The organism is Geobacillus proteiniphilus (assembly GCF_001908025.1).
GTDB classification, from domain to species: Bacteria; Bacillota; Bacilli; order Bacillales; family Anoxybacillaceae; genus Geobacillus; species Geobacillus proteiniphilus.
The window spans coordinates 26395-38903 of the sequence record NZ_MQMG01000020.1; the positions used below are offsets into that span (position 1 = coordinate 26395).

Annotated in this window: 11 protein-coding genes, 1 tRNA gene and 1 pseudogene; 4 read left to right on the forward strand and 9 right to left on the reverse strand. The window is 51.1% G+C overall.

All coding sequences use genetic code 11. The features are described from left to right. Positions 1-58: 58 nt before the first annotated feature. Both BRO54_RS08575 and BRO54_RS08580 read left to right on the forward strand, forming a co-directional pair. A pseudogene (locus BRO54_RS08575) lies at positions 59-205 on the forward strand (GNAT family N-acetyltransferase); the annotation flags it as partial. Between the two features lie 115 nt (positions 206-320). Then, positions 321-1487, forward strand: a complete 1167-nt coding sequence (locus BRO54_RS08580) for an RNA-guided endonuclease TnpB family protein (protein ID WP_239691230.1) — start codon at positions 321-323, stop codon at positions 1485-1487. 162 nt (positions 1488-1649) lie between these two features. Here BRO54_RS08580 and BRO54_RS08585 read toward each other — a convergent pair whose 3' ends face one another. The 8 genes from BRO54_RS08585 to BRO54_RS08625 all read right to left on the reverse strand — a co-directional run bounded on the left by BRO54_RS08585 (position 1650) and on the right by BRO54_RS08625 (position 10000). Beyond that, on the reverse strand, positions 1650-2945 hold the full coding sequence (locus BRO54_RS08585) for an MFS transporter (protein ID WP_074043678.1): 1296 nt from the start codon (positions 2943-2945) through the stop codon (positions 1650-1652). A 158-nt stretch (positions 2946-3103) separates the two neighbouring features. Further along, complete coding sequence (locus tag BRO54_RS08590; RefSeq protein ID WP_074043679.1) at positions 3104-3550, reverse strand: MaoC/PaaZ C-terminal domain-containing protein; 447 nt, start codon at positions 3548-3550, stop codon at positions 3104-3106. A gap of 269 nt (positions 3551-3819) precedes the next feature. Further along, positions 3820-4647, reverse strand: coding sequence for a carbohydrate ABC transporter permease (locus BRO54_RS08595; protein WP_074043680.1), 828 nt, complete (start codon positions 4645-4647; stop codon positions 3820-3822). Between the two features lie 15 nt (positions 4648-4662). Then, positions 4663-5970: a carbohydrate ABC transporter permease gene (locus BRO54_RS08600; protein WP_074043681.1), complete on the reverse strand. Its 1308-nt coding sequence runs from the start codon at positions 5968-5970 to the stop codon at positions 4663-4665. A gap of 181 nt (positions 5971-6151) precedes the next feature. After that, a complete protein-coding gene (locus BRO54_RS08610) occupies positions 6152-7468 on the reverse strand; it encodes an ABC transporter substrate-binding protein (protein WP_074043683.1) in 1317 nt (438 codons plus the stop codon). A 439-nt stretch (positions 7469-7907) separates the two neighbouring features. Beyond that, a complete protein-coding gene (locus BRO54_RS08615) occupies positions 7908-8312 on the reverse strand; it encodes a cytosolic protein (protein WP_074043684.1) in 405 nt (134 codons plus the stop codon). Between the two features lie 13 nt (positions 8313-8325). Then, on the reverse strand, positions 8326-9252 hold the full coding sequence (gene glsA, locus BRO54_RS08620; RefSeq protein WP_074043698.1) for a glutaminase A: 927 nt from the start codon (positions 9250-9252) through the stop codon (positions 8326-8328). A 172-nt stretch (positions 9253-9424) separates the two neighbouring features. Beyond that, positions 9425-10000 carry a Uma2 family endonuclease gene (locus BRO54_RS08625; RefSeq protein WP_074043685.1) on the reverse strand — a complete coding sequence of 192 codons (576 nt, stop codon included), beginning with the start codon at positions 9998-10000 and terminating at the stop codon, positions 9425-9427. A 135-nt stretch (positions 10001-10135) separates the two neighbouring features. Between BRO54_RS08625 and BRO54_RS08630 the strand changes: the two genes are divergently transcribed. Next, positions 10136-10597, forward strand: coding sequence for a Uma2 family endonuclease (locus BRO54_RS08630; protein ID WP_074043686.1), 462 nt, complete (start codon positions 10136-10138; stop codon positions 10595-10597). Between the two features lie 342 nt (positions 10598-10939). Then, positions 10940-11013, forward strand: a tRNA-Pro gene (locus BRO54_RS08640). Between the two features lie 92 nt (positions 11014-11105). Here BRO54_RS08640 and bioF read toward each other — a convergent pair. Next, positions 11106-12278, reverse strand: coding sequence for an 8-amino-7-oxononanoate synthase (gene bioF, locus BRO54_RS08645; RefSeq protein ID WP_074043688.1), 1173 nt, complete (start codon positions 12276-12278; stop codon positions 11106-11108). Positions 12279-12509: the final 231 nt, after the last annotated feature.

Sequence of the window (12509 nt, forward strand, 5' to 3'; positions counted from 1 at the left end):
CCCTCTTTGCCAGTCCGAAAGAATGGATTCGGAAAGTGGGTCGTTTTTCACCATCCCTCAAGACCCGCTTACTGAGAAAATATATGGATTTATCTACGAATTGTTTGTGTTAGAAGAATTTAGGGGAAAGGGAATTGCAAGGAAATTAATAGAAACCGGCATCGAACATCTTAAACAGGATGGATATTCAGAGATTCGTTTACAGACCCGTGAGCGAGAAAGCCCTCTCCTTGAGGGGTGGGATGAAAGCGAGCCGTTTTCTTATATTGAATGATTCTGAAAAAAATGGTATCCTGTCATCGCCATAAGGAGGTGAATCCATGCCGACGATCACACTAAGGCTGGAACTGCACAAACCAACGAAAGTCAAACAAGACATGTACGAACGGATGACAGAAGTGAATACAGCGTTTGCGAATTGGCTGTTGAATCATCCCGAGCTGAATCAAGCGACGAGCAAACTATTTAAAGAGTTTTCGTCGCAACGGTTTCCTTCTGCTGTCGTGAATCAAACGATTCGAGAAGTGAAGTCCCAAAAGAAAAACCAGAAAACAAAGAAGTTTCGAACATTATGGTGTTGCTTTAACAATCAAAACGTAAAGGTTGAAAAGAAAGGAGAGTTCTACACCGTTTCATTCCCAACATTAGAGAAGCGAGTCGGTGTGCCGGTGGTCACGCGTCCCTATCAAGAAGCATGGCTGAATCGATTGTTGGACGGAACAGCCAAACAAGGGGCAGCCAAGCTCTACAAAAAGAGAAAGAAATGGTACTTGGCTGTTGCGATCACATTTGAAGTGGAGCCGCGACACGAAACAAAGGTGATGGGGGTTGACCTTGGGCTTCGCTATATCGCCGTTGCCAGCGTGGGAACGAAATCGTTGTTTTTCAAGGGCAGCCAATGCGCTTTCATTCGCCGACGATATGCGGCTTTGCGTCGAAAGTTGGGCAAAGCCAAGAAGCTCCATATGATTCGCAAAATCGGCCGTAAAGAGTCCCGCTGGATGAAGGATCGAAACCACAAAATCAGCCGTCAAATCGTCCGTTTTGCCCTCGCCAACGGTGTTGGCGTGATTCGGATGGAAGAGTTGACGGGGATTCGAAAGCGGGCAACATCGGCCAAAGAAGCAGGACGAAGCCTTCATTCTTGGGCATTTCACCAACTGCAAACGATGATTGCCTATAAAGCGGAAATGGCGGGCATTCGGGTGGAGTGGGTGAAGCCGACCTACACGAGCCAAACGTGTAAATGTGGACATCGAGAGAAAGCGAACCGAAACGGCATCCGCTTCCGATGCCAAAAGTGCGGATACACTCTCCATGCTGACTTGAATGGCGCGATCAACATCGCCAAAGCGATTTCGGGTTTGAGCGCCGAACCTAGCGCACTGGTCACAGGTGCGCCGCCCATTGGGGTACATCTTAACCCGATGGGACGGGGTGATGACACACCCCTGAACTTGGGCGTTGTCCGAACCAGAAATGGATGAGGACGCCAACGACCCAAGAATCCCACGCCTTTAGGCGTGCGGAGTGTCAAAATGAGTATGAACATTTAAACAAACATATCCGCCCGTCCGCACTGCAAGCAGACAGCGTAAAAGGGCGCCTTTGCCTGAACGCAACGGCGCCCGTAATGGAATTAGGTTCGATTACTCAATCGCCTGACGCGCACGGTCTTGCAGCATTTTCACCCCAGCCAGCGAAATCAAGCCCATGACGACGATATAGAAGGAGATGGCCGTGGCGCTGCCGTATTTGTGCAGCAGCCATGTGCTCACGAGCGGCGCTGGGCCGCCGGCGATGATCGATGCCAACTGGTAACCGAGCGAAGCGCCGCTGTAGCGCAAGCGCGTCGGGAAGTTTTCCGCGATCATGGCCGCCTGCGGGCCATACAGCATGCCGTGGAACAGCATGGCCACGACCGTCGCCAAAAAGATCAGCCCGACACTTTTCGTATTGACAAGCCAATAATACGGAAACGCCCAAAGCATCAACAAAATCGTGCCCGTCATGTAGACGCGGCGGCGGCCCCACCGATCCGATAAATGGCCGGAATAGACGATCGAAAGCGCGTTGATCACCGCAGCGATAATCGTCACATTGACGAAAATGCTTTTTTCCATCCCCAAAAATGTCGTCCCATAGCTGACGATAAACGTGACAAAAATGTAGAATGACCCGTTTTCAATCACCCGCGCAAGCGCCGACCAAAGGATTTCGCGCGGATGTTTGACCAACACTTCGCCGACCGGCATCTTGCTCGTTTCTTGTTTTTTCATCGCTTCTTGGAACAGCGGCGATTCGAGCACTTTCAGTCGGATATACAACCCGACGGCGATGAGAAGGAAGCTGATGAGAAACGGAACGCGCCATCCCCACGCATAAAAGCTGTCGCCGCCCGCCGCAAGCATCAGCGTCGTCACAAGGGAAGAGGACAACAGCCCGAACGGCACGCCCATTTGCGGCAGCGAAGCCATCAACCCGCGTCGTTTGCCTTCTTCCCACTCCATCGCAATCAAAATGGCACCGCCCCATTCCCCGCCGACGCCAATGCCTTGAATGAGACGAAGCACGGTCACCAACACCGGCGCCCACAGGCCGATTTGCTCATATGTCGGCATCAGGCCGATGAACGCCGTCGCCAACCCCATCAGCAACAAAGTGGCCACCAACGTCGCCTTCCGCCCGATGCGGTCGCCGAAATGGCCGAAAATCGCGGCGCCGACCGGCCTGGCGATAAATCCTAAAGCAAAGGTGGTAAAGGATTGCATCAGCGCGACGTACGAATCTCCTTGTGGAAAGAATAATTGTGGAAACACGAGAGCGGCCATCGTCCCGTAAAGGAAGAAATCGTACCATTCAATCGTCGTACCGACCACACTGGAAATCGCCGCCCGCTTTTTTTGGCGTTTCAATTCCGCCGCATCCATCATCGTTACAGCCATTCACAACACCCCTTTCACGCAATCAAAGTGCGCGCATTTCATGGAAACGGAAAAACAAATGGATGATAGCCAAAAATGAGCATGATGTCAGCGCTTCCAAAAACAAACCGTCATTGACTCGTTTCTTTGTCAGACCGTAATGCCGTACCACAAGCCCGTCATGGAGCTTTCCCTTCCCGCGCAACAAGCACATGCACAACGGCATCGACGACCGTTTCTTCTCGTTGGTTGACGATCCACTGATGCACCGTGACGAGCCCGGCTTCCTCGCCCCGTTCCGTCAACCGCTTCACTTCCGATTCCACGTAAATCGTATCGCCGATCTTGACGGGACGAACGAAACGAAGTGAATCGATGCCATAAAACGCCAGGACCACTCCCGGCTCCATCATCCACAGCCCCGTCGCCGCCGACAGCGTCAACATCCCATGGGCGATGCGCTCGCCAAATGGCGTCCGCTTGGCGTATTCCCCATCCATGTGCAGCGGATAAAAATCTCCGGAAACGCCGGCAAACTGCACAATATCAGCTTCGGTGATCGTTCGCCCGCGCGAACGGTGGCGCTCGCCAAGCGCATACTGTTCAAACGGACGATCAAATCGCACGTCTTCCCCTCCCCTTGATTGGTGCAAAAAAGAGTAAAAACAAATTCCACCCCCTTTCCGCGGCTGCCACCACCTATTTTGTTAATATTCTGAATATTAATCATATCATCTTTGGCCTTTACGCATCCCTCCCCGCTAGCCGTCTGTCATTAACATATGAACGGAGTCGAGCTGATAGAACAGCTCCTTCTCTGTTTCGTGTTTCAAAATGGGCATTACCGCAAAAAACAAAAGGATGCTCGCCTGGCATCCTTTTTCATGTTCGTTCCTTATTCTTTTACCGAGCCGGACGTGAGCCCAGAGACGATGCGGCGCTGGAACAACAGCACCATGATGACGAGCGGGATCGTCACAATCACGGTGGCCGCGGAAATTTCGCCCCACGGGATCGTATACTGGCCTTGGAACATGGCAATGCCGACCGGAACGGTTTTGTATTTTTCCGCCGTATTGATCGTCAAGGCAAATAAAAATTCGTTCCATGCGGCAATGAAGACGAGAATGGACGTCGTAAACACCCCTGGCACAGCGAGCGGAAAAATGATTTTAAAATACGTCTGCATCGGCGTCGCCCCGTCCATTTTCGCCGCTTCTTCCAAGTCAAACGGAATCTTGCGGAAAAAGGTGACCAACAGCCAAATCGACAACGGCAAGGCAAACGTCGTATACGGAATGATCAATCCCAAGTAGCTGTTCGTCAACCCGAATTTTTTCACAAACATGTAAATCGGAGAAATGGTGGCAATTTGCGGAAACATGGATACAGCCAACACCAAGCCGAGAATGACCGTCTTGCCTTTAAATTCAAGGCGCGCAATCGCATAAGCCGCAAACGCGGCGACAAATACCGTATACACCGTCGTAACGGTGGCAACAACCGTGCTGTTCCATAAATAGCGCAAAAACGGGTAATTGACAAAGACCGACACATAGGATTTTAAGGTCGGATGGCTCGTAAACCAATCGAACGCTTTGTCGCCAAACAATTCGCCGAGCGGCTTAATGGAACTGAGCAAAACCCATAAAAACGGAAACATCACAAAGAACACAAACAGGGCCAAAAACACGTAAAAGAACGGACCGGCTTTTTTTTGCATCGTCTCACCCCTTCGTTATCGTTTGACGCTGGAGCCATCAGACAACAAATCTTTCCCAAGCCAGCGAATATAGATCATGGAAATCACCGCCACGCAGAGAAACACGATGACAGCGAGCGCCGACCCCGCGCCGAAATTCGTCTGCGAGAACATGACTTTATACGCTAAAATTGAAATCGTCTCCGTCGAGTTCGCTGGTCCTCCGCCGGTTAAGACGTAAATCAAGTCGAACACGCGGAACGCATCGAGCGTGCGAAACAACAACGCGACTAAAATGCTTGATTTTAACAGCGGCAGCGTGATTTTTGTGAATTGCTGCCATTTGGTGGCTCCGTCGATGGAGGCGGCCTCATACAACGAACTCGGGATCGTTTGCAGCCCGGCCAGCAGCAAGAGCGCCATATAGGGGGTTGTCTTCCATACATCGGCAAAAATGACCGCAAACATCGCCCCCGCTTCCGTCGTCAACAAATCCCCCATCCGGTCGACAAGGCCGATTGTTTCGAAATATTTGGCGACAATGCCGTTTTGTCCATCGTATAAAAATTTCCACATAAGCGCTGATACGGCGGTAGGAATCGCCCACGGAATCAAAATCGTCGCCCGCACAAGCCCGCGGCCAAAAAAGGCCTTATTGATGAGCAACGCAATTCCGAGTCCTAACACCAGCTCAATGGCGACCGACACCACCGTAAAGAACGTCGTATTCCATAACGCTTTCCATAAGCGCATGTCGCTGAAGCTGTCCTTATAATGCTTGAGGCCGACAAAGTTCGGCTCGATCACGACCCCTTCGAGCCCTTCGGCAAGGCCGACGACTTTATCCGCCTGCTGCAGTTCGCCCGCTTTTTTCATCTCTTTGAGCGTCTCGACGACATCATGAACCGTGACGGTCAGCCGCTCGGCCGTCTGTTTGTCCAGCTCGGCGATCTTCAGCTCGTCGCTTGGCGTCTCGAAATTGTCGAGCACTTCGTTCACTTTGTCATATTGCTTCGCCACTTGATCGTTGGAACGGATCGCCGCGTCCAGTTTCGCGAGTTTTTGTTCGATTTGCGCCAACGTTTGTTTCGTTTGTCCATCCGCAGCCGCCATTTCCTGCTTAAGAGCGCTTTTGAGGAACGGATAGTTTTGTAGATATCCTTCCAGATCGAGGCTGTAACTCCAGTGAATCGACGATTTGGTCGGGTCGTTGAGCCGATAGTCGAACAAGCTGTAATAAAAGGACTGGATGACAGGCCAAATGGCAATCGCCAAAATGAGCAGCATGGCCGGCGCGACAAGCGAATAGCCTAATAGGCGCTCCATTCGCTTTTCATTCCTCATCGCTGTTCTCTCCCTTCTGCTTGGAAAAGGATATTAGCCTTCAGCACCGGGCAGACAACGGTCTGAAGGCTAATGAACCGAAAGTGGTCAAACAAAATCGCGTTCTTTGTTTGACTGATGGGGCATTGGCCGGCGTTGGCCAGATCCGGGCCGCTACCGCGCGCCGGCCAAGTCATTCGCCTTACTTATTCAAGGCTGCTTTCATTTCTTTTTCCATATTGGCCACGGCTTGTTCGACCGTCAGCTCCCCGGCCAGCGCTTTGGATACGTTAATTTGGATGATTTCCGAAATTTCCGGATAATTCGGGACGACCGGGCGCGGCACAGCGGCGTTCAACGCATTGACAAATCCTTCTTCGGCAAAGAACGGATTGGCTTTTAAGACATCCGGATCTTTAAACAATTCCGGAAGCGTTGGCGCTAAACCGCCGTAAATCGCGGAAATTTTTTGCCCCTCCGGCCCCGTCATAAATTTGACAAATTCCCATGCTTCTTTCGGATGTTTCGAATATTTGTTGATGGCTGTCATCCAGCCGCCCAGTGCGGCAGCCGAACCTTTGTCCCCGGCCGGAAGCGGAGCCACGCCGACTTTGCCGACGATTTTCGATTGTTCTTTGTCGTTCGCTAACGCGTATTGATAAGGCCAGTTGCGGATAAACGGCGATTGCCCTTCAATGAACGCGGTATGCGATTCCGGTTCGGTGAATGTGGTGATGTTGCTCGGCACAACATCGGACTTGACGATTTCCACCATTTTCTTCAGCCCTTTGATCGTTTCTGGACTGTTGATCACGACATTCCCGTTTTTATCAACGATTTGTCCGCCGTAAGAGGCGATAAATTCCACCGCGTTGCACACCAATCCTTCATATTGTTTGGCCTGCATCAAATAGCCGAATTTCGTGCCGCCCTTTCCTTTCAGTTCTTTCGCCTCTTTTAAGAGTTCATCCCATGTTTTCGGCACTTTGTCCTTTGGCACAAGGTCAGTGCGATAGAACAACATGCCGGCATCAATGAATTTCGGCATCGCCCATTGCTTGCCATTGAAGTTGCCGGCCGCAAGCGCTCCTTGGTTGTATTTGCTTAGGTCAATGCCGTCTTTCTCAATAAAGCGGTCGAGCGGCAGCGTATAACCTGCTTGAGCAAACTCAGCCGGCCAAATGACGTCGAGATCCATGACATCGATTTCCGACGACTGCGCATTTAACATCGTGACATACGTATCATGCTGCTTCCCGGTGTCAGCCGGCATTTCGCGAAATTCTACATCGATGTTCGGATGCGCTTTCTCGAACGCTTCGATGATTTTTTCGGTGGCTTTCGTGGAATCTTGGCCGCGGGCATAGACAATTTTCACGACTTTTTCTGATTGGCCGGTTTTTCCTTCTTCTTTTTTGCTGTCTTTGCCCGCATCGCTGGCGCTTTGGCCTCCGGAGCATGCCGCGAGCCCCATCGTAAGCGCTAACAAAATTGCAGATGATTTCAAAGTCCTTTTCATCGTCGTTCTCCCCCTTTAGATTTTTGATTTGTCAAACACCACATGGCATCGCGTATGGCGGTTGCTTCGACTGCCCGAATCACCCCCTGGACATGACATCCATTGACTTTTGACTTGGCATCCCCCACTGCTTGTCTATGCATCGATTGTTTGTAATCGATTACATACAAATGGATGAATAACCGTTATTTTCGCTTGTCTGTTCTTTTCTCGACAAAGCCGAAAAGCGGGCATCGCCTATACGTTCCCCTTTTCAATGAAGGCAACTTGTCTATCATCATCGCGCCCCCTATCCGCTTTGCCGGTTTCTTTTTCCAACCTTCATTATGTAATCGATTACAAAACCATCTTACATCGCGGCAAAATCTTTCGTCAAGCCCCCAAATTCTTTTTTGTCATATAAACAAAGAACCCCAAGCCGTTCTGCTTGGGATATGCCTCACACCTCCATCGTCTTTCCTTCCTCGACAATATGGTAAAGCAAATGCGCCAAATGGTGAATCGGACCGTATTCTTCCTCGCCGTCTTCCGCCATTTCTTCTTCGTCGGCGAATTCAAGATCGTTTAAGTAAAGCGCCATAAATTCGTAAAAGTCTTTCAGCTCAAAGCTGTAGCACGCGCTCGGGTCTTCGTTGTCTTCTTCGTATTGAAGCATTAAATACGATACCTTGCCTTCGTTGTCCTCGGCGTCAAAAAAGACGAAATAGCCGATGTTCGTGTCGAGGTCAAACAGATGCCGCGTCCCGCCTTCGGTCGCCTTGTCAAACTCTTCTGGGCTCAACTTGCCGACGTTCATCGCTTCGACGTCGTCTTCGCGGTGAAACTGAACCGTAAATGTTTTCATCGTGATTTCCTCCTTAGAAAATGCTTAATGAATACGTTTTCGAGAGCCGCTCGAGCAGTTTCACCCCGGTCAAGCTGTTCCCTTTATCATCGAGAGCCGGGCCGAAAATGCCGATGCCGCACCGCCCGGGCACGGCGGCGAGAATGCCGCCCGAGACGCCGCTTTTCGCCGGAATGCCGACTTTGATGGCAAATTCACCTGATGAGTTGTACATGCCGCACGTGACCATGAACGTTTTGCAAATGCGGGCGACATCAAGCGGCATGAGCGGCTCACTCGAATGCGGATCGCGTCCGTCAAGCGCGAGCACCAAGCCGATGCGCGCCAAATCAATGCAGGTCATTTCGATGGCGCACTGTTTCGTGTACAATTCCATCAGCTCTTCGACATCTTCGTCAATCATCCCGTGCTGCTTTAGAAAATAGCAAAGCGAACGATTTAAAAACGCTGTTTCAAATTCGGAGCGGGCCACTTCGTCGGAGTACGAGATGCGTTCGTTGCCAGCGAGACGGCGGACGAACGCTAACAGCCGTTCCAACCGTTCGGACACCGATCCGCCTTGAATCATCGACGTGACGACAAGCGCGCCGGCGTTAATCATCGGATTCAGCGGCTTGGCAGGCTTTTCCTCTAATTTGGCAATGGAATGAAACGGATAATCCGTCGGCTCCATGCCGACTTTATGGAACACCTCATCCTCGCCCCGGTCGATGAGCACAAGGGCGAGCGCAATAATTTTGGAAATGCTTTGCAGCGTCACCTTGACTGTCACATCGCCAGCATCCACGACCCGCCCATCCGGCGTGTAGATCGCAATGGACAGCTCGTTCGGATCGGCCTTGCCCAAGGCGGGGATGTAATCGGCCACTTTGCCGCTGCGGGCGTACTGCTTCGCTTCTTCGACAAAGCGGACCAGTTCTTCTTGGTTGTACACAAGCATCACCGATGGTTAGTATCGCCTATTTTTTCCGTTTCTATGCCCAAACGATTCAAACAGCGGCGGTTTCCGACGGGGGCGCTTTGCCCTCGCCAAGCGGACCGCCGGCAAAAAACCGCCCCGCTCCTCTCAAGGCAGCAACCTGAGCCTGCTGTTTGAACAGCAGCCGTTTTTCTTATTCTTCTTCGGCAAACACGTTTTTCAATTCGATCGCAAATCCGGGAAACATGCGGACAGGAATCGTATCATCGCGGACATACATCCCTTGATGGCGGAATCTCCCTTCTTCCAGCACATAGACATCAATCGTCTCATTCATCGGATCGACAATCCAATATTCTTTCACCCCTGCCCGCTCGTAACGGTGAAATTTGACAATTTTGTCCTTGCGCACCGTCGATTTTGAAATAATCTCCACAACGAGATCCGGCACGCCAACAATTCGTTTTTCGCGAATTTTGCTTTTGTCGCAGACAACGACAAGATCCGGCTCAACCCATTCGCGAATTTGTTCCGGATCATCTCTCTCCGCCAAACAAACGTCGATCGGAGCGCCAAATACGGTGCATTCTTTCCCCCGCAAATATGCCGCAAATTCCACCAACAATTCACGTTGCACCGCCTGATGTTTCGGCGTCGGAGCGGGGGACATGTTGAAGACTTGGCCGTCAATGACCTCATAGCGTACATCTTCGTCGAGCATCATATATTGCGCATAGGTGAACGGCTGCCCTTTTTCCGGCATCGGCATCAAAACAGCCTCCTTTCCCCTTTTTCTTTTAGTATACTTGAATACCACCTGGCAACCTAGCGTTTTCTTTTTCTCAACAACCCGTTGTAGGCAAGGGAGAACAGTTTCAAGTATAATGAAAAAGAGGTGAGGAGCATGCAAGGAGCCATCAACATGTCCCCGTCCCCGTCATGGGAACATCAAATCGTTTGCGACAATCTTGTTTCCATGATCAAAGGAAAAAGCCAATGTCAACCGATTTCAAACTTGTCCGTGAAACTCGAAAAGAACGGAAAAGTGATGAACGAGTTTATCCAGCCGGATGTCGCTGTCTATTGCGAACGGCCGGAAAAAATCATCGGCGGCTATAAGGGGCGGCCGCTCATCGTCATCGAAGTTGTCAGCCCGTCAACATACAAAATCGATGTGACGCTGAAAAAAGATTTGTACTGCGCCTACGGAGTGGAAGAATACTGGATCGCCGACCCATACAACAAAACGATCCGTCAGTGCACACTCGAAAATGATCGATACGCCGAGACGATCATCGCCTGCGGAGAAACGTTCGATTCTGTTATCGGAACGATTGACACCGCGCTCGTTTTCCAAGGTGTTTAGAAGGCCGGCGAAAAACGATTCTTTTCGCTCCATCGGCGGTTTTTGCAGGGGAAGACAAGTCGATGGCGCAAGATTTCTCAGCTTGAAACGAGTTCTTTAGCGGGATATCTTGCATGCTTTGTCGTATAATCAATGGCGAATTCTCTGTCGCAAAAGCAGAGGCGGGTAGACAGAGGAAGATACGTTCAAATGAGCATGAAAACAGGAAACAAAAAAGCAGACTTGTCAGCAACAAGGATGCCGCTAGTCTTTCAACGGCATCCTTTTCCGACTCAACGCAAAATTCGCCATTGATTTTGTCCTGCTTTTCTTGTATAATCGGAAATGTCTCACCATCCATTTCGGGATGTAGCTCAGCTTGGTAGAGCACACGCATGGGGTGCGTGGGGTCGCAGGTTCAAATCCTGTCATCCCGATCGAAGGAAACCAGCCGAAAAAACGTCCGGCTGGTTTTTTGTTTTTCTTCTCCCGCGTTCCATCAGTTCCATCATTATGATGCTGTTTCCTCCTACGAAATCAGTCCAATCCGCTTCCCGGCCAAAGCGATGCAGTCAACGGCCATATCAATGTCTTCTTCCGTCATCGCGGCGGTAATGGAAAAGCGAATGCGCGCTGTCCCCTCAGGGACGGTCGGCGGCCGGATGGCGACGGCCGCGATGCCAGCTTCTTGAAGCTGCTCGCTCATGGCCACGGCTCGGTCGTTCGGGCCAACGATCACGGGAACGATCGGCGTCTCGCTGCCGCCTGTGTCAAACCCAAGCCGCTTCAGCTTAGTGCGGAATCTTTCGCTTAGGGCGTGCAGCCGCTCGCGCCGCTTTGGCTCAGCTTGGACAATATGAATGGCGGCTTCATTGGCGGCAAGGACCGATGGCGGCAAGGCGGTTGTAAAAATCAAGCTGCGGGCGCTGTTGATTAAATAGTCGACCAGCCACGGCTCTCCCGTTACATACGCTCCGAAGCTGCCAAGCGCTTTGCTGAAGGTGCCGATGGCGATCACATCCTCTTCCTTCTCAAGCCCGAAATGGTGAAGCAGCCCTTCACCGTTCGGTCCGAACACGCCGCCGCTGTGCGCTTCGTCAACGAGCAAAACGGCACGGTAACGCCGCTTCAACTCAACCAGCTCCTTCAATGGCGCCATATCGCCGTCCATGCTGAAGACGGCATCGGTGACGATCCATTTCCGCTTCGCGGGCGGAGATTGCTTTAACAATGATTCCAGCTGATCGATGTCATTATGTCGATAGCGGAAACAGGCGGCTTTGCTCAAGCGGATGCCATCAATTAAACTTGCATGGTTCAACTTATCGCTAAAGACAAGATCATCTCGGCCGATTAACGCCGTCAGCACGCCGATGTTGGCCGTATAACCGCTGTTGAAAATAAGAGCCGCCTCTGCTTTTTTCCACTGTTTCAACGCGGCTTCCGCCCGCTCATAAAGCGGATGGTTGCCGACGACGAGCCGTGACGCACCCGCTCCTGCCCCATATGCTCTCATCGCCTCGCAGCCCGCTTCGATGAGCCGTTGGTCATCCGCCAACCCTAAATAATTATTGGACGCTAAATTCAACATCGGCTTTCCGTTCAGGATGACCGTAGCGCCTGAAGCCTCTGCCCGGCGCAGCTGGCGTTTTTGCGCTTTTTGTTCCCATTCGTGCAGTTGGGCGGTCAGTTCGGTTTTCATCCCCATCCCCCTTTAAATATGTAAACATAATTTTATTAATAGTTTACATTAAAACCGTTCGATCGGCTAGCATAGTTTGAATGATTATTTAGCACAATGTTTCAGAAATAAATTTTCATCCTTTGTCCCTTTAAAAAACAGGTCAGACGTTCATCGCGCGACCATCGAAGGAATGTTTTGCTCACCGATGCGTATGGAAAAAAGCATAGTTCGACCGCAAGAATGGCATAC

Bases quoted from the DNA above. Each gene is read 5' to 3' on its own strand.
- BRO54_RS08600 (WP_074043681.1), bottom strand. From the start codon at position 5,970: ATGAGGAATGAAAAGCGAATGGAGCGCCTATTAGGCTATTCGCTTGTC.
- BRO54_RS08630 (WP_074043686.1), top strand. From the start codon at position 10,136: ATGCAAGGAGCCATCAACATGTCCCCGTCCCCGTCATGGGAACATCAA.
- BRO54_RS08595 (WP_074043680.1), bottom strand. From the start codon at position 4,647: ATGCAAAAAAAAGCCGGTCCGTTCTTTTACGTGTTTTTGGCCCTGTTT.
- BRO54_RS08625 (WP_074043685.1), bottom strand. From the start codon at position 10,000: ATGCCGATGCCGGAAAAAGGGCAGCCGTTCACCTATGCGCAATATATG.
- glsA (WP_074043698.1), bottom strand. From the start codon at position 9,252: ATGCTTGTGTACAACCAAGAAGAACTGGTCCGCTTTGTCGAAGAAGCG.
- BRO54_RS08615 (WP_074043684.1), bottom strand. From the start codon at position 8,312: ATGAAAACATTTACGGTTCAGTTTCACCGCGAAGACGACGTCGAAGCG.
- BRO54_RS08610 (WP_074043683.1), bottom strand. From the start codon at position 7,468: ATGAAAAGGACTTTGAAATCATCTGCAATTTTGTTAGCGCTTACGATG.
- bioF (WP_074043688.1), bottom strand. From the start codon at position 12,278: ATGAAAACCGAACTGACCGCCCAACTGCACGAATGGGAACAAAAAGCG.
- BRO54_RS08580 (WP_239691230.1), top strand. From the start codon at position 321: ATGCCGACGATCACACTAAGGCTGGAACTGCACAAACCAACGAAAGTC.
- BRO54_RS08585 (WP_074043678.1), bottom strand. From the start codon at position 2,945: ATGGCTGTAACGATGATGGATGCGGCGGAATTGAAACGCCAAAAAAAG.